Origin of the sequence: Dyadobacter sp. OTU695, from assembly GCF_038440355.1 — a bacterium.
Taxonomy (GTDB): Bacteria; Bacteroidota; Bacteroidia; order Cytophagales; family Spirosomataceae; genus Dyadobacter.
The window spans coordinates 199,502-222,860 of record NZ_JASATN010000007.1 but is presented as its reverse complement, the minus strand read 5'-3'; the positions used below and the strand labels follow the sequence as shown (position 1 = coordinate 222,860).

Below are 23,359 nucleotides of genomic sequence, written 5' to 3'. Positions count from 1 at the left end.
AGACGCAAAAATTTTTCAGTTTGAAGGACATGAACGACTTTACTATCATTGATTACGACGATTTCGAGACTGATGTGACAAGCAGGGGGTTCAAATTTAATAAAGTCATAACTCAGAAGATGCCAGAGGACAAAGTTGCAAAAACATACTATTTTACAAGGCAAACTATAGGTAGGTATGAATCAATAGGATATCGTTTAACAACTATTTATTGGAGGCCAAACTTCAAAGAGATTTCGGTTGACTATACGACCAATGACGTTGCAGTATACAATAGCTTTAAAACTGATTTAAAGATCAATAGCTTCAAAAAAACAAAATCCCAGGATTACGATAATGGTCTGTCAGTCCTGACATTTTATGAAAATCCAGAATTTGGTATTTCTGTGGCGACAACGGTAGGAAGAGCTGCAAATACGAACCACCCCAGTTTTCTTATGCAAGTTTTTCAACTGCCACTTCTGAAAATAGCACCAGCTCCAAGATAGATTCAAATCGAGAAGAATATTAGAATTTACTCAAATTGATGTAAATATGTATGAGAGTGTCGGTAAGCAAAATCGCCTAATTTGTATATAACTTGATCCTGGCTTTTGCCCCAGTAGAACCTTCTTCGTTGGCAGAAATTTTAGGCGTCACTTTCCGCTTGTGCCTCTTTCTGCTTTCTGCCTCTTGGCTTGCCAGCTTCTTCCTGACTTTGGCGACATTGGACAACATAAACCGACAGGTATACTTTTAACGGAGCGGTCTATAATTAGATGGAAAATTTCGGTCTCTTGCAAATGACCAGTAGTTTGTTAGAATTTACATATTTCCTGGCCATGAACTCAACATTCCGTAGGTGCGGCCGACTTTCTAGGTCCGACCGCACAAGAACGCCATTGACAGTTATGAGGCTTGCCGGAGCTTACCTGCCTTGGTAAACAACTTGTTCCTCACCAGTGCAACATTCGCGCTGATCCTTGACTTTCTGACTCGGCAGTAGCGCATCGTTGTTCTGATGCTTCGGTGGCCTAACATTTTGCTGACATCTTCCAGAGGAACGCCATTGTTGAGCATCATATCTGCAAAGAAATGCCGAGCGTCGTGTGTATCCAACCTTCTGATATTTCCACTAACATCCCGGATTTCACAAAGCTGAGCAATGTCCTTTAGGTATACGTTGTAGCGGTAATTACTGTTGACAGGGATCAACTTGCGATTGGCAATACAGTAAGGGTGGTCTTGGTATTTGGATATCAGCTCGTCAACGATTGGCAGAATGGGTACCATTTCGCCCACTTCTGTCTTACCTCTGTGCTTGACAAGCCAGCGTTCTTTCTTAGGCCCGACCAGAACGACGTTTTCCGGACTGAGGTCATAAATATCCTGATATGCGAAACCGGTAAAGCACTGAAAAATGAATGCATCCCTAACCTCAGAAATCCGGTCAACGCTGAACTGCTTTTGCTGGATTTTCTCCACCTGCCAAAATTCCAGCGGGATTACCTCCACATCGCCGCCAGAACACTTGAAGCCTTCCATCGGGTTGGAAGCGATAAATTTCTTTTTAACGCCAATTTTGACGATCTGACGCACCCATTTCACCTCCTTGCGAGCAGTTACCTCAGCCAGCGGTTTCGCGACGTGAAGCGTTAAATAATCGTACAAATCTTCGGCAAAAGTGTCTGGAAGAGAAGAAAAGTAAACATCCTCGCGATCGAAATGATATTTGATGAAACCGGCCACCTTCTTCTTGGTGCTGCGCCAGTGCTTCAAGGTCTCAAACGAAGCATTCTCCCGTTCTACCCGCTTCTCAAATTTTGTGATGAACTCGTCGAAGACTTCCAGCACGGTTTGCTCGTTCTTGGCAGCGGGCTTGGCTACTTTAGGCTGCTCGACCGCAGGTTTACCCAGGTAGACGTTCTTGACCATCGCCGGGGTGACCTCGGGGAACTGCGTTTGAAGGCCGTTGAAAATCCGTTCGACGTCTGTTTGCAACTGAGCTAATTTCTGATTAGCCAGCTTTACTTCCAATCCTGAGCCAGTGACCTGTTTAGCATCCAAGTCCCAGGATGTCGGATTTACTTTCTTGCCTGTTGAGATTTCGGTGTACTTACCGTCAATTGTGATTCTGGCATAAATAGGAGCTTTGCCGTCTGCTTTCGCTTTTTGTCTGTACAGCCAGAAGAGTACAGTCAGGTTCTGTTTGAAATTCATCGTCCTCACAGTTTAAGGTTAAAGAAACATTGATGTTTGAGAAACCTTGGTCAAAATCGCCTCTGTCAAACATGTCCATTCGGTAACCTAATTTAGTAAGCAAAGCAGGTTACCGAATAGGTTACCGAATGCTTTGATCTGGATTGAATCAGAATGATATGCTTATCTTCGAAAACAGTGAAAAAATGACGTTTTTAAACGAAAAAAGCGCCTTTTGAGGCGCTTTAAGTGATCCCGCTGGGATTCGAACCCAGGACCCATACATTAAAAGTGTATTGCTCTACCAGCTGAGCTACGGAATCATTTTCTACTTCCTATTTCCGCTTTCGAAGTTTTGCAGCCTTGGATTAGCCGTGGCCTTTTCCGTAATTGCGATGCAAAAGTAGAATTCTTTAAAGTATAATGCAAGTACCCTACAAGAAAAACCTGTTTTTTTCGTTGTTGTCCCTGGCCCTTTTTGCGTCGGGCCCTGCCTTCTGTGCTAACCAAAAGGAGCTCAAAACGGCTGATTCTCTGTTCGCTATCGCCAGATACCCCGAGGCCCAAACGCTCTACAAAAAAAATTTCAGCCTCACCGAAAAAAATAGCCGGGCTTTGCTTTTGAAGCTTGCCTTCCTGGCCGAAAAGACCAACAATTATACCGACTGCCTTTTTTTCCTTAGCAAACTGGCCCTGGTCCAACCGTCAAGGCATCTTTTTGAAAAAATGGACAAACTTGCGAAGGAGCAGAATCTAAGTGGCTATGAATTCGACGATTACAACTATTTCATAATATTTTATCGAAAATATGGTGATTACATTCCAATATTGCTTCTAACTTTGGGCACCTATATAGTTGTCATAATGGTTACAAAGACACGTAGGAAGGAGCCTATTTTGCAGATTCACAAGATTTCAATTATTGTTTATCTGCTGGCGTTGCTGGGAATACTAAATGTGCCTTCGCTTTATCAAACGTGCATTATAGTGAATGAGAATACTTTCCTGCGCGATGAACCGTCATCGGCTGCGGGGGTCGTTGAAAAGGTGGGAAAAGGGCATAAACTGACGATAATCGGTTCTGTCGACCACTGGAACAGGGTTATCTGGAACAATCGGATCGTTTATATCCGGAAAAGTGATCTTTGGAATATATGACAGCAAACTGGTATCATTTTTGCAGCATTTAAGTTTGTATGTATATTTAGGAGTTAAATTTTTAAATTTAAAATGTATGAAAAAGCCAATGAAACGTTTTTTACTATTAATCGCGGGGGTTTTAATGTTAGGATTTGTAACTTCCTGTAAAGAGGAAGGGCCTCACAAAGATGACATTGTGAAGTTCTCAGCTGTAATCAATAGTAGCCCAACCGTTCCAAAGGCTACTTCATCGGCACAAGGCACAGGGGTGTTTGAATACAACAAAAACACCATGGAATTGAAATACAATATCAATTTCCAGAACATCGTACCGACTTCGGTGACCCTTAATGTGGCTAACCCTGCATGGGAAAGAGGCCCGATCATTAAGACGCTAAGTGAAAATACCACGACACAGGTTCAGGGTTCGGTTAAATTGAACAACGAACAGCAAACTCAGCTCATCGTAGGTATGATGTACATTAATATCCCTACTGAACTGTATCCATACGGGGAAATCCGCGGACAGATCCTGGCGGACAAATTTGAAGAATAAGCAATCATCCATTAAAAAAGGCTTTCGGGAGCGATCCTGAAAGCCTTTTTTCTTGCCTTATTTTCTACCTTTCTTCTTTTGCCGCGTCTCAAACTCCTGGATTTCGCGCATCAACGCTCCCAGATCATCAGGCGCATCAGTGGTGAATTCGAGCGTTTGGGCGTATTCGTCCGCGCTTAGTTTCAGTATCGCAATGGGTTTATCGAGATACTGTTGGATCTGCTCAAGTACCGGCTTCTCTTCTTCGCTGCAAAATGAAACAGCAATACCCTTCTGCGTCCCACGACCGGTACGGCCTACACGGTGAACGTAATTCTCGGGTTGCTCAGGTAAATCGTAATTGATCACGTAGTCCACGCTGGGGATGTCGATACCCCGCGCACTTACGTCCGTAGCGATCAGTACTTTCACATTGCCTTTCTTGAATTCGTTCATCGCAACAAGCCGGTCGGCCTGCTCCTTGTCGCCGTGAATGGTCAGACTTTTGATCTCCATACGTTCCAGCGCATTGTACACACGTTCCGCGCGCACCTTCGTACGTACGAACACGAGGATCTTTTTGTCGACATTCTGCTTGATGACGCGTTCCAGAAAGAACCGCTTGTCGTCCATCGCCACAAAGGCAACGGAGTGATCGATGTTCTTCGCTACCGGATTTTTTGGGGAAATCTGAATGCGTATCGCGTTCCGCACGAGCGAATAGGCCAGTTTCTTGATCTTTTCGTCAATGGTCGCCGAGAAAAACAGCGTTTGTCTCCTTTTTGGTAAATGCCGGATCAGGTCCTGAATGTCTTTGATAAAACCCAGGTCGAGCATATGATCGGCTTCGTCGAGGATGAGGGTATCCACGCGGTCGAGCTTAATGTGGCCCTGGCTCACCAGATCGAACATCCGGCCAGGCGTCGAGACAAGAATATCGATTCCTTTTTCAAGTTTCGCGATCTGCGGCCCCTGCTCTACCCCACCGAAGACGCTGAATGTCTTTACTTTGGTATATTTTGAAATACTGGCAAACACCTCGGCGATCTGAATCGCCAGCTCACGTGTAGGTACCATTACCACACATTTAATGCCTTCGGAACGGCTCGACGACTTCTGTTTATGCAGTTTATCAACCACCGGAATCGCAAAAGCCGCCGTTTTACCGGTACCTGTCTGCGCAATGGCTAACACATCTTCCCCTTTCATCACCGCCGGAATAGCTTTGAACTGAATATCCGTAGGTTTTTTAAACCCGGCGGCTTCCAGACTTCGCTTGATCTCCTCAGCAATAGGGTAATCTTCAAATTTCATAGGCAAATAATGAGGCAGACCGGTGCCGGCCTGCCTTTCGTTTTAATGGGATTGCAAAGATAACCGGTTATCCGGCAATGCATGATTTATTATAATCCCGGCTCGTAAAACCGTAGCCGGTTGCGAAGCGTAGCGATCTCCCGGTCGAGGTGTTCAATGCGGTTCAGCAAGCCCTGAATGGCCTCGATACCTTCCAGATTAATGTCGAGTTCGCGGTGAAAGCGGATAATACGCTCGATTCGGCTCAGATGTGGCACCTGCAAAAAGCGGGTATCGCCAACAACCACCGTCTCGATCAGATCATGTTCCTGCAATGATTCTACAAATGCATATTCCACATCGTAATGGGTGCAGAACACTTCGATAGCAATCAACTGGTCATTTTCCATATCGTTTTCAGGATTTAGACAATTCTGTAAACAATTCTTTTTGCCGGTCTGTCAGGTTAGTCGGTATCTTGACATCGAATGTCACATAGAGGTCACCGAACTTTCCGTCCTGCTTGTAAACCGGAAAACCCTTGCCTTTCAAACGAACAACGCTGCCGTTCTGTGTTTCCGGTTTGATGGGAAGTTTTACCTTCCCGCTCAATGTCTCGACAATCAATTCGCCGCCGAGTACGGCAGTATAAAGGTCAAGTTCTGCTTTCAAATGCAAATCATTGCCCGATCTTCTGAGCTTTTCATCGGTACCTACTGAAAAAGTAATGTAAAGATCGCCGTTCGGCCCTCCGTTACTTCCGGGGCCTCCATGTCCAGCGATCTTGATCGTCTGGCCATTTTCAACGCCTGCGGGCACGGTAATGCGAATGTTTTTGCCATTCACGGTCAAGGTTTGCTTGTGTGTTTCGTAGGCGTCGCGAAGGCCCAGATGGATCTCGGCCTGATAATCCTGCCCGCGGAAACGTGCCTGGCGACCGCCGCCGAAGCCGGAACCGAACATCGATTCGAAGAAATCGGAAAAGCCTTCATTGCCGCCGCTGAACCACTGTCCCTCCTGCCCTCCTGCCTGGCTTCGCGCCTGACGCGCACGCTCAAATTCCTCGCTGTGCTGCCAATCCTTGCCGTATTTGTCGTACTTTTTCCGCTTTTCCGGGTCGCTCAGCACCTCGTTGGCCTCATTCAGCTCCTGGAACTTCTTCTGTGCCTCCTTATCGTTCGGGTTTAAGTCCGGGTGGTATTTTCTTGCCAGTTTCCTGTATGCATTCTTGATGGCCTTATCATCGGCATTTTTATCGAGTCCGAGAATTTGATAATAATCTACAAAAGCCATAAATATCCAATCTGTTGAAGTGAATAATGGTTTTACAAACAGCCCCCTACTTTCGTTCCAGCATTTTCAGGTACAATTCCTCTACTTTCTGACGTGCCCATGGCGTTTTTCTCAAAAATTTGAGGCTCGACTTTACGCTCGGATCGTGCTGAAAGCTATTGATGTTTACATGATAACCCATTTGCTCCCAGCCATAATAGTCCACCAGTTCATTTAAAATAGCTTCCAGTGTCTTTCCGTGGAGCGGGTTATTCGGTTGTGATTCCATGCGTACCTGTTAAATGTTGCTGTCTCTTTTAAAGTAGATTTCCGTCTATAAATAATTATTATGCAGGTTGATTAGTTCAAAATATAAAACCTGTCCGATGGATCAGATAAAATGGGGTATTATCGGCTGCGGCAACGTCACCGAAGTCAAAAGCGGCCCCGCATTCAGTAAGGTACCTAATTCCTCGCTGATAGCAGTGATGCGCCGCGATGGCGCGCTGGCAAAAGATTATGCCGGGCGCCATGGCGTACCCAAATGGTACGACAATGCCGAAGCGCTCATCAACGATCCGGATGTTAACGCGATCTACATTGCCACGCCGCCGGATGCCCACGAAAGCCTGGCTTTCAGGGCAATGCAGGCAGGAAAGCCGGTTTACATCGAAAAGCCCATGGCCCGTACCGCCGCCGAATGCGACCGCATTAATGCCGAAAGCAAGCGTACCGGCGTGCCCGTTTTTGTAGCATACTACCGTCGTGCACTAGATTACTTCCTGAAAGTAAAGGAGCTGATCGATAAAAAAGTGATCGGGGATATTCGCTTTGTGGACATTTGCCTTCAATGGCAGCCATACGACGAGGAAGTTGGGCCAGATCCAAAACCACGCTGGCGTGTGCAACCTGAAATTTCGGGTGGCGGACATTTCCATGACCTGGCTTCCCACCAGTTCGACCTGCTCGAATTCATTTTCGGCCCCATTCGGCACGCGTCGGGCATCGCGCGCAACCAGGCGCACCTGTACGAGGCCGACGATATCGTGGTAGCCAATTTCGAATTCGAATCGGGCATTTTGGGCAAGGGAAGCTGGTGTTTCAACATTGACAAGGATCAACGCGAAGATCAGGCGCAGATCATCGGCTCCAAAGGCCGCATTACCTTCTCTTTTTTTGAAAAATTCGATATCCACGTCGAAACGTCGGAGGGGATCGAGGTCTTCCACGTACCTTACCCTCAGCACGTTCAGCAGCCGCTTATCGAATCGATCGTCAAGGAATTGCGGGGCGAGGGCAAAAGCCCGAGCAGCGGCGATACCGGCGCACGGGCGAACCTGATCATGGATAGGATCACCCAAAAGCAATAATTTTCGCATTCGGGATACAAATGCGCAGGTTATTGCTGTTATTTGAAAGATTACAAAACTCTAAAATCCAATAGTCATGGCCAAAGGAAAAAACCTGGACAAGGGGAGCGACAAAAAAGAGGCGACTAAATCCCTGAAAGAAAAAAGAGCCGAAAAAAAGGCTAAAAAGGATGGCAAAAAAGATTACTGACCCATCCGGAACCTCCTTTCCCAATGGCTCCCGCACGCAATGCAGGAGCCATTTCTCTTTAATAGATCTCCCTGTTCGTCTTGTATTTCGAGAGCCGCTTCCGCGACCGGACGATTTTCGAATGAATTTTGTTCTTCTCGTCAGGTGTCAGGATATCGTCGGCCATCGCTTTATCGATCGTCAGCCCGATCGCATTGCGTTCTTTTTTCAGTTTGGCATATTCGTTGGACGTAAGCTTGTGGTTTTTATAGGCTGCTTCGATCTGCCCGTTGAGTTTCCGCAGTTCGGCTTTGAAGTTCTGCGAGTGGGCGCTGTGAGCTGCTAAGATGGTAATGAGGCTGGCAAAAAGTAATTTCATGGCCGTGAGAACATGCTGTTGTTGAAGTTCAAAACTGATGCGAATATAAACCGGCCTACATAAACAGTGCCAGGTCGGCTTAGTGACTGGTGCAAATACTTGCGCAAGTTTCGGGTTGGCTACCCGGAGCGCATCGGCCAAATTTGTATCAACAAATTAAAATATCCAATGGACCAGCAAGCTTATAACTACGACAAAATCGCGAAAGCCATCGAATACATTGTGGCCAACGCAAAAGAACAACCAACGCTCACGGAAGTTGCCGACGAGGTCAGCATCAGCCAGTTTCACTTCCAGCGCATGTTTTCCGAATGGGCCGGCGTCAGTCCGAAACGGTTCCTGCAATACATTACGGCGGGATATCTGAAAGACCGGATCAGGGAGTCGAACAACCTGGCCGAATTGGCCGAGTCGGCCGGGCTATCGAGCCAGAGCCGGGTGTACGACCATTTCATTTCGATCGAAGGTGTTACCCCGCAGGAGTTTAAAAGCTCAGGCAAAGGGCTGATCATCAATTATGGATTTCATCAGACTCCCTTCGGCGATTGCTTCATTGCCGCCACCGAGCGAGGTATTTGCGCTATGGCGTTTGTGGACGATGCCACCCGCGACTTCCAACTGATCGAACTGGCCCGAAAGTGGCATTACGCCACCATCCGCGCCGATCAGCAACTGACTGCCGGTTATGTCCAACGCATTTTCAGTCCGGCGAATGAATCGTTGGAAAAGCTACCGCTACTTGTGCAAGGCACGAATTTCCAGCTAAAAGTTTGGGAAGCATTGCTCAGTATTCCCCAGGGCGCCGTAACTACCTACCAGCAAATCGCCGAACGGATCGGCCATCCAAAAGCCGTTCGAGCAGTAGGCTCGGCAGTGGGTGATAACCCGATCGCTTACATCATCCCCTGCCACAGGGTGATCCGCAAAGAAGGCATTCTGGGTGAATACCGCTGGGGCAGTTTGCGCAAAAAGGCGCTGATCGGTTGGGAGGCTGCCCGTCAGGATGAGGAATATTTTGCACAGAAACACGCCATTTGAAATAGCACAATAAATATAAATTGTCACTGTAATGAGTTGTATGACAATTTAGTAAGACCTGCACAATGAAATTTTTCCGTGTTGGACTGATAATGGATATATAGTTTCCAAACTATCAACCAAAACCAAAACATCAACATGAAAAAGAAACTAATCCTATCGCTGGCAGTTTTCGCCCTTATCGTAACCGCGACGTCGGCCAGCTTCGCACAGTTCTCGCTGGGGTTGCAGGGAGGTATCGCAAAATCGAATGTGGAAGACTCCAAGACAGTAGCTGGTGGTGGTGTGAACCTTCGGGTATTTGCCTCACCGCAGTTTGCAATCGGGGTGGCGGGTAAAATCTACGCCGACGGAAGTGATTACCGAGTGGCCGGACAAACGCTCAGCAGCACAGGAACGCTCATGCCGGTAACGGGTACGCTGGACTATTTCTTTACAGACGGAGCCATCCGCCCCTACATAGGTGGTGACGCCGGGGTGTATTTTTCGAAATACAAAGCAAAATGGAATGGTGAAACCGTGCTGGAATCTTCGACACGCAGCAATTTCGGTACTGCGCCGAGAGCGGGGGTTGTGTTTGCATTCGGAAACCTGGGAATCCAGGTAGAAGGTATTTACCATTTTGTATTCGGTAATAAAAACCATAGCTCCGAAACCGGCAGCGTAGATAATATCGATTTTGAATCCACATCTAAATTTGGCGGTGTCAACGTCGGTATCATATTCGGGCTGGGCGGCAAGTAATTTCCTGGAAAGCTTTGAAAACGCAAACGCGCCACATCGGCGCGTTTTTTTGTTGTCAATAATTCCCGCATTAACTTGCCCGCTCATTTACCCGCTTCCCATTGGCAGAATTACCATCATTTTCAGAACAAATTGCCAACTGGCTGACCTCCATTTCGTTTCAATGCAATACCACGCATGAAAAGGAATCTGCGTTGCCGGTTCTGGAAGTCGCCGGTGCGCATGGCGCTGTTTTGAAAGTGATACCCGTCGGGCTGGATCTCTGGCAAAATACCGATCCAACTTCCTTGTTAAACTCTTTAACCAAGCAACTGCAAGACACTCGTAACAAGGGCATTACCTGCATTGCACTTTCTGAGGACTACTGGTTGGTGAAGCAGCATATTGTACAATCAAGATTAGCGGCGATGCTGGGCATTTCGGCAAAAATCCCCGCGCGCCTCACGAAGGTACGCAGGATCGACAATGCGACAACTGACCGTTTCCTGGAAGACAATCACCTGAACGGCAGCGTCATGTCGAAATTCCGTTACGGTTTATTCCTTCCCAAACGTTATTATCGGGTACTTCCGGAGGATTTTGCTTTTGACGAAGCGGCAGATGAGCTGCTAGTTGCGGTGGCTACATTCAGTAACGCGCGTATTTTTGAACAAAATGGCCAACCGTTCCGCTCACATGAGCTGATTCGCTTTGCGAGCCTGCCTGGTTCCAATGTGGTAGGCGCGTTGGATAAGTTGCTAAATGGATTCATCCGCGAAAAGTTGCCGGACGATATTATGACCTACGCCGACCTGGAATGGTCGGATGGACGCAGCTACCAACGGCTGGGGTTTGAAGAAAGAGGAAATATGCCACCGCGAAAAGTTTTTATCAACGTCCAAAGTATGCTCAGAGTCCGCGCACAGCAGGAAAGCGTTGATTCGACTGAACGATCACCGGCCGAATATTTAACAGTGTACAACCTGGGCAGTATCAAATACGTCAGGGCCATTAAACCTCTGCATGTCGATGGGTATTGAATCACCGCTATTGGTCATTCTCGGGCCGACGGCCTCTGGGAAGACGCACCTTGCCACGCGTGTAGCGCATGAGATCGGCGGTGAGATCATCAGCGCCGATTCTCGGCAAGTATACCGGCAAATGGACATCGGCACCGGCAAAGACCTTGACGAGTACGTCATCAATGGAACTACAATCCCCTATCACCTGATCAATATCCGAGATGCCGGAGATAAATATAATGTGAATGATTTTCAGCATGATTTTGCTGATTCACACCGCCAGATACTTGGCAACGGTCGCATTCCTGTTGTTTGCGGCGGGACCGGGTTCTACATATATGCATTGTTGAAAGGCCACGCCAACGACACCGTGCCGGTCAACGAAACGCTGCGTGCGGAGCTGGAAGCGCTTTCGAGCGAGGAGCTTTTGGCAAGATTTTACAATTCGGAGTCGCGATACCATGCATTGGCGGACGTTTCCACACGCAAAAGGCTGATCCGCGCATTGGAAATAGCCGCATTTCTACATGATCATCCCGAGGCGGAAATAGACTTTGGCACTGAGTCTGTTCCGTACCCGGCGATGCTATTCGGCCTGAACCCACCGGTAGAAACCCGGCGGGAGCGCATTAGTAACAGGCTTGCCGCCAGGTTAAAGCAAGGTTTAATAAAGGAAGTGGAAAACCTTCTCCAACAAGGTATTACCCCTGAATCCTTGATTTATTACGGGTTGGAGTACAAATACGTTACCTTATACCTGACCGGCCGGCTGAGCTACGAAGAAATGCATGCGAAGCTGGAAACTGAGATACACCGCTTCGCAAAGCGGCAAATGACTTTTTTCAGGAAAATGGAAAAGGATGGCCTTAAAATCAACTGGATACCAGACGAATGGCCGGAAAGAGAGAAAATCCGGGTCATTATTCACCTTTACCGGGAATTTAAAAGCAGTAATGCGGGTAATATGTAGGTGTAAACCATCAAAAAAACGTCGTCAAAACAAATGAATCGTAAATGGAGCAGCCTTTTGTTGCTGCTGGTACTGAGTGTTACGGATGCATACCTGCTGGCGCATCCGAATCTGATCGGAAAAATCGGGGTGTTGGTATACAAGCACCATTACATCCGGAATTTCCCGCGGGCGCTGCTTACGGTGATGATCGTGGTAGGTGTGTCACTGGCTGTTTGTGAGCTGGTTTACAGGTTTACGCAAAAAAAGACAGCTATTTTCAGCTATCTGATATTGACTGGGATTGCGGTATTCTGGTTTATGTATGTGTTTGTAACATTTTCATCCTTCTCTTACCGGATCACAGGTAAAGCATTCATCTACGGAGCGCATTTGTTGCCGGTAATATTGACGGGGTTGAACCTCAGGTATCTTTTCAAACGGATACTGGTCAAAGAGCCGGTTAACAATACCTTAACAGAGGGAAAAAATGGCCCAGAAGCCCTTTAAATGGATAATAAAATGGCGAACTGTTGTCAGTAGGGAGTGTGGCAATAGAATATTCTCATAAATACTTCAAATTGTGAAATATTATTGCTCTTGTCTTGAATTTTCACAAATAAACCACGGATAATAATAGAAAGTACGCGGTTTTTTAGGATATTGCGGCTTGTGTCGGACCGGGAAATGGTTAAACCCGCAGCCATTTAACACAAAATTAATTTGTTGGGCAAGTAAATCGCTGTTAACGAAAAACTTTGGCTTGAATTGACCGATTGGCCTGCCTTGTCATTAACCCTTTTAATTTTATTCTTATTTCTATGTCCCAAATAGCTGAATTGACCCTTGAAGGTAAAAAGTACGAGTTCCCGATAATTGAAGGAAGTGAGCAGGAAAAGGCGATAGATATTTCCAAATTACGTGACCAGACAGGGTATATTACGATTGATCCAGGTTACAAGAATACCGGTGCGACCAAAAGCGCCATTACATTTTTGGACGGAGAAGAGGGCGTTCTGAATTACAGGGGTTACTCGATCGAGGACCTGGCCGAAAAATCTTCTTTCCTTGAAGTAGCTTACCTGCTCATTTACGGAGAGCTTCCCACTGAAAAACAATTCGCTGAATTTGAACATGAAATCCGCACGCATACGCTCGTAAATGAGGATATGCGGAAGATTTTCGAAGGTTTTCCTGTGAATGCGCATCCAATGGGCGTGTTGTCGTCGCTGGTGAGTGCGATGAGCGCTTTCTACCCGGACGCCAACGCCCAGAATTCGGAAGCCGAAACGCAATTACACATCATTCGTTTACTGGCGAAACTGCCGACGATCGCTACGTGGTCTTACAAAAAATCACAAGGCCATCCGGTCAATTATCCGCAAAATGAACTCGACTACTGCTCGAACTTCCTGAATATGATGTTCTCGCTGCCGGTAGCGAAATATAATGTGGACCCGGTAGTTTCGGCCGCATTGAACAAACTCCTGATCCTGCACGCCGATCACGAACAAAACTGCTCGACATCGACTGTGAGACTGGTTGGATCGTCACATGCCAACATTTTCTCATCTATTTCTTCCGGTATCAGCGCATTGTGGGGCCCGCTCCACGGCGGTGCCAACCAGGAGGTGATTGAAATGCTCGAAGCCATCAAGGCCGACGGCGGCGACACCCAGAAATACATCAATATGGCCAAAGACAAAAGCAGCGGCTTCCGTCTGTTTGGTTTTGGCCACCGCGTATATAAAAACTTTGACCCGCGTGCTCGCATTATCAAAAAAGCGGCTGACGATGTGTTGAACAAGCTCGGTATCAACGACCCGGTGCTTGAAATCGCTCAGAAACTTGAAAAAGCGGCTTTGGAGGACGATTACTTCGTACAGCGCAAGCTTTATCCAAACGTTGATTTCTATTCAGGCATCATCTACCGCGCATTGGGAATTCCGACCAATATGTTTACGGTAATGTTCGCGATCGGCCGCCTACCGGGATGGATCGCGCAATGGAAAGAAATGCGTGTGAACAAAGAACCAATCGGTCGTCCACGGCAGATCTACACCGGAGCAGCGAAGCGGGATTTCGTTCCGATGAGCGAGAGGAAGTAATAGTTTAGAAGCACATTAGTCTAGAGTCTAGAGTTCAGAGTTTAAAGTCCAGAGTGATCTACTTTAAACTCTGGACTCATGAACTTTTAAGGCGAAAGCCGCTCGATCTTCCACTCTGCACCTACCTTCGTATACGCTAACCGGTCGTGCAATCGGCTGGGCCTCCCCTGCCAGAATTCGATGTAATCCGGTATTACCCGGTAACCTCCCCAGTGCGGCGGGCGGGGTACCGGCTGACCTTCAAACCGCGTTTCCAAAACCTTTGTCTTCTCTTCCAGAAATTCCCGGTTGGGGATTACCTCGCTCTGGCCCGACGCCCATGCGCCGATCTGGCTTCCGCGGGGACGAACGGCGAAATACTCACTCGATTCCGCTTCGGAAGTCTTTTCAATCTTCCCTTCGATACGAACCTGTCTTTCAAGCTCTTTCCAGAAAAACGTCAGGGCAACCTGTGGATTAGCCGCTATCTCATGACCCTTTTTGCTGTCGTAATTGGTGAAGAAGGAAAAACCCCTTTCATCGAGGTCTTTCAGCAGCACGATCCGGCCCGTCGGGCGGCCTTCCGACACCGTGCTTAGCAGCATCGCATTCGCTTCGGTAATGCCCGCTTCACGCACTTCTTCAAACCATAACCTGAACTGTTTCAGCGGATCAGGGTCGAGATCGTTTTCCAGCAAACCTTTAAGTTGGTAATCGTAACGGATATTTGCAATGTTATGATCCATTGGATACTAATATGTTCAATGTTACGATGCCAAAAGTAGCCATTTCAGAGGAAAGATTATTAGATTTGTAATCTATAAGAGACCGTACGTACGAAACAAGCATCACGATGGCACAAGAACAACAAGAAGGGGTCAAAAGCGAAGAGCAGGACGACCTGGCACCAAAAACGATTGACACCCTTGAAATTGATCTTAATAATGAGTTGACGGAGGAGCACGAGGAGGAAACGCCTGATGTGGATTACAGCCAATTATCTAAGGAACAATTGGTTAACTTGTTAGAAAATGAACTTGCAGCCATTCGCGGCGAGGCGGCAACTGCCGCTCAGCTGAAAAAAGCGGAAGCTGTTGCCAAAGGTGTTCGCACGGTGGTAGATCAGATCAAACAAAAAGACCGCGAAACCGCGCTGAAAACGTTTGTGGAAGAGACAGGCGGCGAGGACGGCTTCGAATACAAATACGACGCAGATACACAGAGGATCGACTCGCTCAGCCGGGAAATCCGTGGGCTCAAAAATGCCTTCTACCAAAGCCAGGAGAAGGAAAAAGAGAAGAATTTTAATGTAAAAACCGCGCTTCTCGGCCGCCTGCGCGCTCTGGTGGATGAAGAGGGTACCCGCGAAACGGACGCGAGCGGGCTGAAATCCAGCTGGGAGGAATTCAAGAAAATCCAGGAAGAATGGAAAGCCGCAGGAAATGTCGCATCGCCGCACAACGGCACGCTTTGGGCGACGTATAATGCATTGATCGACCGTTATTTCAGCAACCGGAACATTTACTTCGAACTTAAAGAACTCGACCGTCGCCGCAATGCGGAACTGAAAGCCGAGTTGTGCGAGAAAGTGGAAGAATTGGGTAAGTCGCTTGAAAGCCGCCCGATGACACGCGAGATCCTCAACGAGGCCAATCATATTTTTGAGGAGTACAAACACCTTGGGCCGGCTCCGAAAGAAGATCAGGAAAAACTGTGGCAACGCTTCAAAGAGGCGCTCGACGTACTTTATGATGCGCAGCGCGGGCAATTTGCCGAGCAGAAGAAATCGATGCAGGAAAACTACGAGCAGAAGCTGAAAATCTACGAGGCAATTGTTCCGTTCACCACATACAATTCGGGAAGCATTAAGGAATGGAATGCCAAAACGAAAGACATCATGGCCTTCCAGGATCAATGGGTGGCTTTGAAAGGCATTATGCCGCGTGAAGAAGGCAAAGAGCTGAGCAAGAAGTTCTGGGCTGCGCTGAAAACGTTTTTCAACAACAAAGGCGAGTTTTTCCGGCAGCTGGAATCGAAACGCGAACAAAACCTTGAACTAAAAAACCAGCTTTGCGAAGAAGCCGAGGCCGTTTTATCAACGGGCGACGATAACCCGGCCACTACACAAAAGGTGATCGAGCTGCAAAAGAGATGGAAAGGCATCGGCCAGGTTCCTGAAAAATTCAAAGACACCATTTACGACCGCTTCAAAAAGGCTTGCGACGCATATTTCGACCAGAAACGCGCCAAGAACCGTGAAGTAGAAGAGGAATTTGAACAAAACCTGAAACTGAAAACCGACCTGATCGAAAGAATCGAAGCTGCGGCCAAGGATAAGGACGAGTCTTCTCTCAATTTATTGAGCGCATTTAAGTCCGAATGGTCGTCGATAGGCTTTGTACCCAAGAAGGATATGCAAGCCATTCAGAAGCGTTATATCGCCGCTATCAATACGTATGTGAGTGCCATCGGCCAGCTTTCAACGAAAGAGAAAGAGCAGGCTGTACTTGAAAGCGAGGTAGAACTCGTGCGCGACGGCGATAGCGGCCGGAATCTATACCGGAAGGAAAATGACATCCGCCGCAAGATAACGCAACTGGAAAACGATATCGCACTTTGGCAGAACAACATCGAATTCTTCGCGAAATCGAAAACTTCCGACCGTCTGAAAGCCGAGTTCGAAAGAAAGATCAATAATGCAGTAAGCCAATTAAACGAGCTGAAACACCAACTTACTATAATTCAGGAGGCTATCTAAAACCTGAAAAAAAGTTTAAAAAAATTACTTTGAAAAGGTTGCATTGTATATCCCGCTCTACTACTTTTGCACCATGATAACGGAATAACAAACGGTATCACAAAGAAAAAGGCCTCCATAGCTCAGCTGGTAGAGCAACTGACTTGTAATCAGTAGGTCGTTGGTTCGATCCCGACTGGGGGCTCTAAAAAGGAAAAGCACTTAGCAAATTTGTTAAGTGCTTTTTTTATGCCCTGGCGCCAGGGCTGGCAAATGCCTCTTCCAGTTCGCGCATCCGCTCCTCCACCGTCGTATCGCCGCGGATTTCGACGATCCGGCACGAAACCTTGCTCAGCCATTCTTCATGAACCCGGATATTCCTTCCGCTGAAATCGCGCTCGTCGTATTTGGATGCCCATTCGTAAAATTCGCGGAAAAGGCGGCTTCGGTCGGGATCAGTGTAAACAATATCGCCATACCGTTCAAGTTCGCGGTTCACGAGTCGCTGCATTCTGATTTCTTTCGGAACGTGCAGGAAAACCACCAAATCGAACATTGACAGCCATTGTTCACCCCAACTGATGAGCGAGCCTCCGACAATATAGTTTCCCGTTTGAGAAATGGCTTCCTGTAACATCCTGCTGCGCACAGCTGCGTCCCTGCGTATGGTATAAGGCACCTTGGACCACTCCCAGAAAAAATCATCCGTATCGAAATAAGGTATGCCGTACTTCCGGGCCAGTGCATTTCCCAAAGTAGTTGACCCTGCGCAAGAGGCGCCCATAATGTGGACTTTCATGATATTTGATATGCATCCGGAGACAAGATATCAAAAAGTTATTTTGAATGTAATGCCAACTGCTCTCAGCTCGCGTTCCCTGTAAATTTTTTATCCCCGGCAAATGAAGATTCTGAATCATTTTCAGAAATAACGGGACCAACATCGCGCTGGGCATTATTGGCGTAAAGAGGAAACTGATGCTCCTGAAGCCTCCGCTGAATCGCCGACCCGGGTGGAGTATAAATTGACGGAAATCGGCCAAAGCCTGATCCCCATCATGGATTCGCTTTGCGCATGGGGGAAGATTACCGGCGGCAAATCCACAATCAGTAGCCCCCCAAGGCTATTCCCTCACTACGCTGGGTTTTAGCACTTTTTCAGGTGATTTGCGCAAACTCAGCACTTTAAAGGGCTTCGCATCCTCGTTCACCTTCGCAAGCGCATACACGCAGCAGCCAGCGAGTACGAGAAATAATGCATCGATAAAGAAAATATCGAACGCCCCTTGCTGCCATGTATTCCAGATCCAGAGACCGGTTGCAGCTCCATTGGCAATGGGCACGCCAAGGCAAAGGACAGCAGACAGCAACAATGTATGACGGTTCATCCGTGGAAGGCTGCGGAGAGCCATCAGGTAAACGCCGAGCGCCAGCCAACTGTAAAAATAGGTTTTGTAAATCATTGCCTGATCGACATGATCGAGCATTTTGACCATGATAAAGGTAAATGCCGTTACCGGCAACATACTCAGGCAAGCCGCCAGAAAGAAGTTACTCGCCCAGAAATTGAACCGGCGTTTCCGAAGCTCGGTAGCTACTTTGTCGCGTGCCACCAGCCAGATCATGATACCGGAAATAATAACAGCGCAGCCCATCAGTCCCAGCAGGAAAAACACGATCCGCAGTGGCTTGCCGCCGAAGTCCCCGAAATGCAGGTGGTACACAAGGCCCTTGACGCCATCAATGTAGTTGCCGTCGGTATTCGGTGATTTTTGTTCGAGTATTTTTCCGGTCGCAATAGCCGCGGTCACAAATCCCGATCCGGCGAAGTTGGCATCCGGGTTCGGTTTTGCTTCGAGGCTGACCTGCATGCTCTCGTCCATGTAGTTGCGGATGTAGATGCGTGAGATCCGGCTGTCTTTCCATTCATTCTGCCATTTCGCTACAAAAGCGTCCATGTCGAAAGTCCCGTTGATCGGTTTATAAGCATAGTCCACTTTCAGAGTGCGGTTATATTGCAAGCTCTCGTAAAGCTTTTCACTATCGCCATTATATAGCAGGTTGGCGAACGGCGTAAGCAACACATAGTTCACGATCAGGACGACGCCAGTTACAGCAAATACGAGCTGGAAAGGAAAACCGATCACCCCCAGCACCGTATGCATGTCGGTCCAGACAGTCTTCCATTTGCTCATAGGTCTGAAAAGGAAGAAATTGGACTTAATCTTATCCCAATGCAGCAGCAAGCCGGTAATCAGTGCGAAGAGGAAAAGGAACGCGACAATCCCCGCAATCAGGTACCCGAACGGCGTGCCGATGTTGATACCGACCTGGTTGAGCTGTGCCAGGAAATGCAGGCGATAGAGAAATTCGGCCATATCATAGCTTTCCGAATAATCGCCCGCCGTTTTATCGGCAAAATGGTATCGGAAATAGGCCGCGTCGTCATCCTGCCTTCTTCCTCTTCCCCTCCTCTCCTCCTTAGCCGCCTTTGGCTTGGGCTTGCTGATGGTCGTGTCCTGCGAGGCAGTCATATCCACGTAGGATCCCAGCCCCTGACGCAGCAGATAGAAATTGAAGTTACGTCCTTGCAGGTTATAGTGCTGCGAAAGCGAGTCGAGCAGGTGATTGTACGGAGGATCGAACCGGTGCCCTACCTCTGACCTCCCCTTTTGCCAGGCCGAGATGTCATCTTTGAAAAAGGAAAAAGACCCGGCGAAAAATATGACATACAGCAACGCGGCAATGATGATCCCACTGATGGTGTGAGTGTGAAAATAGATGTTATACTTCCTAGTATCCATGATTAAGGTTGAATTTCAGTAGATAAGGCAGCGCAAATACCACCGTGAGCAGAATATAGATTCCCCATACCCGCCATACATTCGTTGCGATGAATGCGTAGAGCAGCAGGAAGGCCCATAGGGTGTAGCCGGTGATGCAAGCGGTTATGATGACGTATTCTTTGGGCAGGAAGGCCGTGAAGAACAAATGCAGGCTTATGGTAACGGCATATCCGCCGACGCTCCCGGCGAGGATCTTGCTGAGTCGCAGCCAGGGCGACCTGGTCAAATACTTTTTATTAGCTGGCATAAAATCAGTTGATAACAAGTTCGAGCGTCACCGCACACAGGTAAAGTATCGTAACCCCAGCCGAACCGAAGTAGCGGAAAGGAAAAAACAGCACCGACAACGAGCCGGCCAGCATCAGGGCCACCACCGCAGCGAACAAGCCGCTCCCTACTCCCAGCAGAGCGACGCACAGGCCGGTTGCGAGTAAAAACAAGGCACCTGCCGCATACCGGCTGTATAATGGATTAGAAGCCAGGTAGGCCATCACGCGGTTTTTATCGGGCCATGCAATCCGAGTGGAAGTATTCATCCAAAACATGAACCCAAGGAGAAATAGCAGGCAAATGGTACTGAACATAAGTTTTGGTTTAATGCACGTCCGGCGAAGAAACGGCCACTGGACGTTAATAATGAATAACTCAATGAGAGTTATTTAGAATTGGTTTAATTAATTATTGCAAATATAGCGGAAACACTGAGAGAGCCGACAAGAAATTGCGCAGTTTTAGAAAAAAATGTACGACTGGTGACAAAGATGTTGAAGGGAAAATGAAAATATTTAATTTATTTATATATTAACACCACCAAACTTTCCGTGAAATGAAACTGTATAAGCTAATGGCCGGGGTGGCATCGTTGCTTGCGCTGACCGTGAATGTATGTTTCGGACAGCAACAGCAGCAAATCAATGCGGGTAAGATCGACAGTCTCTTTCAATGCTATTCGCAGGAAAAACCCGGCGGCCAGCTTGCAGTAAGCCTCAACGGACAAGTCGTATATTCAAAAGCCTGGGGAATGGCCAACCTGGAAAGCGGCACGTCACTCACGAGGGAATCGCTCATCGAAGCGGGATCGGTGTCAAAGCAATTCACAGCCACTGCCGTTCTGTTGCTTGCACAGCAAGGCAAGCTGAAACTCGACGATCCTGTCAATCAATATATCTCTGCGCTTCCCTCCTACGGCAAACCTATCCGCGTGCGTCACCTGATACATCACACGAGCGGGCTGCGCGAGTGGAGCGACATCGCCGAATTTGCGGGATCTCCCCTGGCACTGCGTGTGATAGATAACAAGGCCGCATTGGACATCATTTGCCGCCAAAAAAGGATTAACAATTTGCCAGGAGACGCATTCCGTTACAGCAATTCGAATTATATCCTCCTCGCGCTCATCGTCGAAAAGGTATCCGGCATGTCGTTTGCCGATTTCACCCAAAAACACATTTTTGAACCTGCCGGCATGACGCATACCCAATGGCGAGACGATTTCTGGGAGGTGATTCCGGGACGAAGCCAGGCGTACGAGGTCAAAAACGGCGTTTTCCGGACGCTAATGCCCAATGATGGCATCCACGGACCGGGCGGACTGCTCACAACCGCGGAGGACCTGCTGAAATGGACAGCATTTTATTCTACTGGTAAACTAGGTGGAAAGGCTCTGCTTGACCGGCAAACGGCCCTGGATACACTCAACGACGGCAGTTTAAACAATTACGGCGCAGGGCTTTTTCTCGAGTACAATACGGCTAAACCCATGTTTCACCACGGCGGGGCGACGGCCGGTTACCGCGCAAAACTGATTTGCATTCCCAGTCTCGGCCTTTCGGTCGCCTGGCTCAGCAACACTTCCATGTTGGACACTACAGCTTTCAATCCCGCGACGGCAGTCGTGCAAATGCTCGCCAATCCGGAAGATTTTGTCCCATTGCCTGCAAGCGAGCGCGCGACTTTCCGGATCGACCGAAGCAAGCTGAAACGCTTCACAGGGAATTACAAAAGTGCCCAGTCCACGCGTGACGTCAGCATTGTGCTTGGTACTGACGGGCTTTTAATGTCGGACATCCCGCTCGAACCCATTGGCAGCCTGCGCTTTCTTTTCTTCAAGATTGTTCTCAACTTCGATGGCCGTGGCAGGCTTGTGGTGACGCCGCCTTCTTCGGAGTCTATAGTATATTATCTGACGGATAGTTCCGCCAGCAAACTTCCTCATCCGGAATGTTTCGGAACATACTTTTCGGATGAAGCAAAGGCTGCGATCGAGATCTGGAACACAACGAAAGGGCCGGAATTACAACTCGTATCCGGAACGCGTTATTCCCTTTTGCCTTGTTCCAAAGACAGATTCCTCATCCCGGAACTCAAAACCGACCTCGTTTTCAAACGAAACAAAAAGAACGAAATTACAGCCTGTGAACTGTCCACTCCCCGAACGCTGGGGCTCCGCTTTAACAAAGCCCGATCAGCTGCTTCGCAACCTTGACAAAAGCGCAATTACTATCACCCAAATTATAGAAACCCATAATTTATGTTATTTTGAGAATGCCGCTGTGCAAAGGAATTTTGCAGCCGAAATAACATACTAATCAAAATGAAATACCGAACATTAGGAAATACCGACCTGCAGCTATCTGCTATAACCTACGGCGCCTTTGCGATCGGCGGTACGATGTGGGGCGGGAATGAAAAAAAAGATTCTATTGAAGCAATTCATGCTTCAATAGAACATGGAGTTACTTCGCTGGATACGGCCCCTTTTTACGGCTTTGGTTTGAGTGAAGAACTAATCGCCGAGGCGCTGAAAGGCAAGGACAGAACGAAAGTCCAAATCCTCACCAAGTTCGGGCTGGTCTGGGACGGTAGTAACAACGGTAAGGGGGCACATTTTTTTGATATTCAAGACAATGGTAGAAATCTTTCCGTTTACAAATACTCGTCAAAGGCCAACATCATCAAGGAGGTCGAAGAAAGCCTCAAAAGGCTGAACACGGATTATATCGACCTTTTACAGCAACATTGGCCCGACATTACAACGCCGATCGACGAGACGATGGAAGCCATGGAGGCACTCATCCAACAGGGAAAAATCCGGGCGGCGGGTGTTTCCAACCATGACCTCGAGTTATTGAAAGAAGCATCCAAAACCTTCGTTCCGGCCTCCAATCAGGTCGCGTACAGCATGTTAAACCGTGCTATCGAGACTGACCTGGTTCCATACACGGTCGAAAACAACATTGGCATCATCGCTTACAGCCCTATGGAAAGAGGGTTGCTATCCGGCAAATATTTCCGGAATGATACCCTAAAAAGCGACGATCACCGTAACGGCTATTTCGGTCAGTTCGACCTTGATAAGGTAAAAACACTGCTCGACAAACTTGCTCCCATTGCAGCGGAAAAGAATGTGACACTCGCACAACTCGTGCTACGCTGGACTACGCTTCAAAAAGGCATTACCGTAGTGCTCGCCGGCGCTCGCAATGCGGGACAGGCCATTTCTAATGCCGAAGCGATAAACGTTAGTCTTTCAGCCGACGAATTACAGGTTATTACCAACCTGCTTGTTGATTTCCGAAAATGAGCGTCCTTTTAAGTAATAAAGAACGGCCCGCCTATCAA

Annotated in this window: 25 protein-coding genes and 2 tRNA genes; 15 read left to right on the top strand and 12 right to left on the bottom strand. The window is 47.9% G+C overall.

Annotated features, from left to right (window positions below):
• Positions 1-29 precede the first annotated feature (29 nt).
• Entirely contained in the window at positions 30-488 is a 459-nt protein-coding gene (locus AAHB90_RS15695; protein ID WP_342086156.1) for a hypothetical protein, read from the top strand.
• 400 nt (positions 489-888) lie between these two features.
• Here the strand turns inward: AAHB90_RS15695 and AAHB90_RS15690 are convergent, their stop codons facing one another.
• A complete protein-coding gene (locus AAHB90_RS15690; protein WP_342086155.1) occupies positions 889-2,199 on the bottom strand; it encodes a site-specific integrase in 1,311 nt (436 codons plus the stop codon).
• Between the two features lie 229 nt (positions 2,200-2,428).
• Positions 2,429-2,501, bottom strand: a tRNA-Lys gene (locus AAHB90_RS15685).
• A gap of 100 nt (positions 2,502-2,601) precedes the next feature.
• Between AAHB90_RS15685 and AAHB90_RS15680 the strand changes: the two genes are divergently transcribed.
• Both AAHB90_RS15680 and AAHB90_RS15675 read left to right on the top strand, forming a co-directional pair.
• On the top strand, positions 2,602-3,336 hold the full coding sequence (locus tag AAHB90_RS15680) for an SH3 domain-containing protein (protein WP_342086154.1): 735 nt from the start codon (positions 2,602-2,604) through the stop codon (positions 3,334-3,336).
• Between the two features lie 124 nt (positions 3,337-3,460).
• Positions 3,461-3,874, top strand: coding sequence for a CHRD domain-containing protein (locus AAHB90_RS15675; protein WP_342086153.1), 414 nt, complete (start codon positions 3,461-3,463; stop codon positions 3,872-3,874).
• 57 nt (positions 3,875-3,931) lie between these two features.
• On the opposite strand, the gene AAHB90_RS15670 is transcribed toward AAHB90_RS15675, so the two are convergent.
• From AAHB90_RS15670 to AAHB90_RS15655, 4 genes are all read right to left on the bottom strand, one after another.
• A complete protein-coding gene (locus AAHB90_RS15670; protein WP_342086152.1) occupies positions 3,932-5,167 on the bottom strand; it encodes a DEAD/DEAH box helicase in 1,236 nt (411 codons plus the stop codon).
• Positions 5,168-5,256: 89 nt separating this feature from the next.
• Positions 5,257-5,556, bottom strand: coding sequence for a chaperone modulator CbpM (locus tag AAHB90_RS15665; protein WP_342086151.1), 300 nt, complete (start codon positions 5,554-5,556; stop codon positions 5,257-5,259).
• A 7-nt stretch (positions 5,557-5,563) separates the two neighbouring features.
• On the bottom strand, positions 5,564-6,439 hold the full coding sequence (locus AAHB90_RS15660) for a J domain-containing protein (RefSeq protein ID WP_342086150.1): 876 nt from the start codon (positions 6,437-6,439) through the stop codon (positions 5,564-5,566).
• 46 nt (positions 6,440-6,485) lie between these two features.
• A complete protein-coding gene (locus tag AAHB90_RS15655; RefSeq protein WP_342086149.1) occupies positions 6,486-6,707 on the bottom strand; it encodes a VF530 family protein in 222 nt (73 codons plus the stop codon).
• Between the two features lie 97 nt (positions 6,708-6,804).
• Between AAHB90_RS15655 and AAHB90_RS15650 the strand changes: the two genes are divergently transcribed.
• Entirely contained in the window at positions 6,805-7,788 is a 984-nt protein-coding gene (locus AAHB90_RS15650) for a Gfo/Idh/MocA family protein (RefSeq protein WP_342086148.1), read from the top strand.
• Between the two features lie 248 nt (positions 7,789-8,036).
• On the opposite strand, the gene AAHB90_RS15645 is transcribed toward AAHB90_RS15650, so the two are convergent.
• On the bottom strand, positions 8,037-8,336 hold the full coding sequence (locus AAHB90_RS15645; RefSeq protein WP_342086147.1) for a hypothetical protein: 300 nt from the start codon (positions 8,334-8,336) through the stop codon (positions 8,037-8,039).
• A 168-nt stretch (positions 8,337-8,504) separates the two neighbouring features.
• Between AAHB90_RS15645 and AAHB90_RS15640 the strand changes: the two genes are divergently transcribed.
• From AAHB90_RS15640 to AAHB90_RS15615, 6 genes are all read left to right on the top strand, one after another.
• Positions 8,505-9,374, top strand: a complete 870-nt coding sequence (locus tag AAHB90_RS15640; RefSeq protein WP_342086146.1) for a methylated-DNA--[protein]-cysteine S-methyltransferase — start codon at positions 8,505-8,507, stop codon at positions 9,372-9,374.
• A gap of 138 nt (positions 9,375-9,512) precedes the next feature.
• On the top strand, positions 9,513-10,118 hold the full coding sequence (locus AAHB90_RS15635; RefSeq protein WP_342086145.1) for a hypothetical protein: 606 nt from the start codon (positions 9,513-9,515) through the stop codon (positions 10,116-10,118).
• A 101-nt stretch (positions 10,119-10,219) separates the two neighbouring features.
• Positions 10,220-11,137 carry a hypothetical protein gene (locus AAHB90_RS15630; protein WP_342086144.1) on the top strand — a complete coding sequence of 306 codons (918 nt, stop codon included), beginning with the start codon at positions 10,220-10,222 and terminating at the stop codon, positions 11,135-11,137.
• A complete protein-coding gene (miaA, locus tag AAHB90_RS15625; protein ID WP_342086143.1) occupies positions 11,127-12,089 on the top strand; it encodes a tRNA (adenosine(37)-N6)-dimethylallyltransferase MiaA in 963 nt (320 codons plus the stop codon). Before AAHB90_RS15630 ends, miaA begins: the two co-directional genes overlap by 11 nt.
• 33 nt (positions 12,090-12,122) lie before the next feature.
• Positions 12,123-12,578 carry a hypothetical protein gene (locus AAHB90_RS15620; protein WP_342086142.1) on the top strand — a complete coding sequence of 152 codons (456 nt, stop codon included), beginning with the start codon at positions 12,123-12,125 and terminating at the stop codon, positions 12,576-12,578.
• 311 nt (positions 12,579-12,889) lie between these two features.
• The gene (locus AAHB90_RS15615) at positions 12,890-14,176 is read left to right on the top strand and encodes a citrate synthase (RefSeq protein WP_342086141.1); all 1,287 of its coding nucleotides are present in this window, start codon (positions 12,890-12,892) and stop codon (positions 14,174-14,176) included.
• A gap of 86 nt (positions 14,177-14,262) precedes the next feature.
• Here AAHB90_RS15615 and pdxH read toward each other — a convergent pair whose 3' ends face one another.
• Positions 14,263-14,901 carry a pyridoxamine 5'-phosphate oxidase gene (gene pdxH / locus AAHB90_RS15610; RefSeq protein ID WP_342086140.1) on the bottom strand — a complete coding sequence of 213 codons (639 nt, stop codon included), beginning with the start codon at positions 14,899-14,901 and terminating at the stop codon, positions 14,263-14,265.
• A gap of 107 nt (positions 14,902-15,008) precedes the next feature.
• Here pdxH and AAHB90_RS15605 point away from each other — a divergent pair, with 107 nt between their 5' ends.
• Together AAHB90_RS15605 and AAHB90_RS15600 are read left to right on the top strand one after the other, a co-directional pair.
• Positions 15,009-16,913 (top strand): DUF349 domain-containing protein, encoded by a 1,905-nt coding sequence (locus AAHB90_RS15605; protein ID WP_342086139.1) that lies wholly within the window; start codon positions 15,009-15,011, stop codon positions 16,911-16,913.
• A gap of 111 nt (positions 16,914-17,024) precedes the next feature.
• A tRNA-Thr gene (locus AAHB90_RS15600) sits at positions 17,025-17,097 on the top strand.
• A 42-nt stretch (positions 17,098-17,139) separates the two neighbouring features.
• Here the strand turns inward: AAHB90_RS15600 and AAHB90_RS15595 are convergent.
• Complete coding sequence (locus AAHB90_RS15595) at positions 17,140-17,691, bottom strand: shikimate kinase (protein ID WP_342086138.1); 552 nt, start codon at positions 17,689-17,691, stop codon at positions 17,140-17,142.
• Between the two features lie 214 nt (positions 17,692-17,905).
• On the opposite strand from AAHB90_RS15595, the gene AAHB90_RS15590 reads away from it, so the two are divergent.
• Positions 17,906-18,043 (top strand): winged helix-turn-helix transcriptional regulator, encoded by a 138-nt coding sequence (locus tag AAHB90_RS15590; protein WP_446717906.1) that lies wholly within the window; start codon positions 17,906-17,908, stop codon positions 18,041-18,043.
• Here the strand turns inward: AAHB90_RS15590 and AAHB90_RS15585 are convergent.
• From AAHB90_RS15585 to AAHB90_RS15575, 3 genes are read right to left on the bottom strand one after another with little or no spacing between them, the layout of a single operon-like run.
• Complete coding sequence (locus AAHB90_RS15585; RefSeq protein WP_342086137.1) at positions 18,017-19,696, bottom strand: PepSY-associated TM helix domain-containing protein; 1,680 nt, start codon at positions 19,694-19,696, stop codon at positions 18,017-18,019. The genes AAHB90_RS15590 and AAHB90_RS15585 overlap by 27 nt on opposite strands.
• Positions 19,686-19,985: a hypothetical protein gene (locus AAHB90_RS15580; protein WP_342086136.1), complete on the bottom strand. Its 300-nt coding sequence runs from the start codon at positions 19,983-19,985 to the stop codon at positions 19,686-19,688. Before AAHB90_RS15580 ends, AAHB90_RS15585 begins: the two co-directional genes overlap by 11 nt.
• A 4-nt stretch (positions 19,986-19,989) precedes the next feature.
• On the bottom strand, positions 19,990-20,322 hold the full coding sequence (locus AAHB90_RS15575) for a hypothetical protein (RefSeq protein ID WP_342086135.1): 333 nt from the start codon (positions 20,320-20,322) through the stop codon (positions 19,990-19,992).
• Positions 20,323-20,564: 242 nt separating this feature from the next.
• Between AAHB90_RS15575 and AAHB90_RS15570 the strand changes: the two genes are divergently transcribed.
• Together AAHB90_RS15570 and AAHB90_RS15565 are read left to right on the top strand one after the other, a co-directional pair.
• A complete protein-coding gene (locus tag AAHB90_RS15570) occupies positions 20,565-22,223 on the top strand; it encodes a serine hydrolase domain-containing protein (RefSeq protein ID WP_342086134.1) in 1,659 nt (552 codons plus the stop codon).
• A gap of 108 nt (positions 22,224-22,331) precedes the next feature.
• Positions 22,332-23,321: an aldo/keto reductase gene (locus AAHB90_RS15565; protein WP_342086133.1), complete on the top strand. Its 990-nt coding sequence runs from the start codon at positions 22,332-22,334 to the stop codon at positions 23,319-23,321.
• Positions 23,322-23,359 lie beyond the last annotated feature (38 nt).

What these genes read in the sequence shown, in the direction of transcription:
- AAHB90_RS15695 (WP_342086156.1), top strand. Translation starts at nt 30, where the DNA reads ATGAACGACTTTACTATCATTGATTACGACGATTTCGAGACTGATGTG.
- AAHB90_RS15690 (WP_342086155.1), bottom strand. Translation starts at nt 2,199, where the DNA reads ATGAATTTCAAACAGAACCTGACTGTACTCTTCTGGCTGTACAGACAA.
- AAHB90_RS15680 (WP_342086154.1), top strand. Translation starts at nt 2,602, where the DNA reads ATGCAAGTACCCTACAAGAAAAACCTGTTTTTTTCGTTGTTGTCCCTG.
- AAHB90_RS15675 (WP_342086153.1), top strand. Translation starts at nt 3,461, where the DNA reads ATGTTAGGATTTGTAACTTCCTGTAAAGAGGAAGGGCCTCACAAAGAT.
- AAHB90_RS15670 (WP_342086152.1), bottom strand. Translation starts at nt 5,167, where the DNA reads ATGAAATTTGAAGATTACCCTATTGCTGAGGAGATCAAGCGAAGTCTG.
- AAHB90_RS15665 (WP_342086151.1), bottom strand. Translation starts at nt 5,556, where the DNA reads ATGGAAAATGACCAGTTGATTGCTATCGAAGTGTTCTGCACCCATTAC.
- AAHB90_RS15660 (WP_342086150.1), bottom strand. Translation starts at nt 6,439, where the DNA reads ATGGCTTTTGTAGATTATTATCAAATTCTCGGACTCGATAAAAATGCC.
- AAHB90_RS15655 (WP_342086149.1), bottom strand. Translation starts at nt 6,707, where the DNA reads ATGGAATCACAACCGAATAACCCGCTCCACGGAAAGACACTGGAAGCT.
- AAHB90_RS15650 (WP_342086148.1), top strand. Translation starts at nt 6,805, where the DNA reads ATGGATCAGATAAAATGGGGTATTATCGGCTGCGGCAACGTCACCGAA.
- AAHB90_RS15645 (WP_342086147.1), bottom strand. Translation starts at nt 8,336, where the DNA reads ATGAAATTACTTTTTGCCAGCCTCATTACCATCTTAGCAGCTCACAGC.
- AAHB90_RS15640 (WP_342086146.1), top strand. Translation starts at nt 8,505, where the DNA reads ATGGACCAGCAAGCTTATAACTACGACAAAATCGCGAAAGCCATCGAA.
- AAHB90_RS15635 (WP_342086145.1), top strand. Translation starts at nt 9,513, where the DNA reads ATGAAAAAGAAACTAATCCTATCGCTGGCAGTTTTCGCCCTTATCGTA.
- miaA (WP_342086143.1), top strand. Translation starts at nt 11,127, where the DNA reads ATGGGTATTGAATCACCGCTATTGGTCATTCTCGGGCCGACGGCCTCT.
- AAHB90_RS15620 (WP_342086142.1), top strand. Translation starts at nt 12,123, where the DNA reads ATGAATCGTAAATGGAGCAGCCTTTTGTTGCTGCTGGTACTGAGTGTT.
- AAHB90_RS15615 (WP_342086141.1), top strand. Translation starts at nt 12,890, where the DNA reads ATGTCCCAAATAGCTGAATTGACCCTTGAAGGTAAAAAGTACGAGTTC.
- pdxH (WP_342086140.1), bottom strand. Translation starts at nt 14,901, where the DNA reads ATGGATCATAACATTGCAAATATCCGTTACGATTACCAACTTAAAGGT.
- AAHB90_RS15605 (WP_342086139.1), top strand. Translation starts at nt 15,009, where the DNA reads ATGGCACAAGAACAACAAGAAGGGGTCAAAAGCGAAGAGCAGGACGAC.
- AAHB90_RS15595 (WP_342086138.1), bottom strand. Translation starts at nt 17,691, where the DNA reads ATGAAAGTCCACATTATGGGCGCCTCTTGCGCAGGGTCAACTACTTTG.
- AAHB90_RS15585 (WP_342086137.1), bottom strand. Translation starts at nt 19,696, where the DNA reads ATGGATACTAGGAAGTATAACATCTATTTTCACACTCACACCATCAGT.
- AAHB90_RS15580 (WP_342086136.1), bottom strand. Translation starts at nt 19,985, where the DNA reads ATGCCAGCTAATAAAAAGTATTTGACCAGGTCGCCCTGGCTGCGACTC.
- AAHB90_RS15575 (WP_342086135.1), bottom strand. Translation starts at nt 20,322, where the DNA reads ATGTTCAGTACCATTTGCCTGCTATTTCTCCTTGGGTTCATGTTTTGG.
- AAHB90_RS15570 (WP_342086134.1), top strand. Translation starts at nt 20,565, where the DNA reads ATGAAACTGTATAAGCTAATGGCCGGGGTGGCATCGTTGCTTGCGCTG.
- AAHB90_RS15565 (WP_342086133.1), top strand. Translation starts at nt 22,332, where the DNA reads ATGAAATACCGAACATTAGGAAATACCGACCTGCAGCTATCTGCTATA.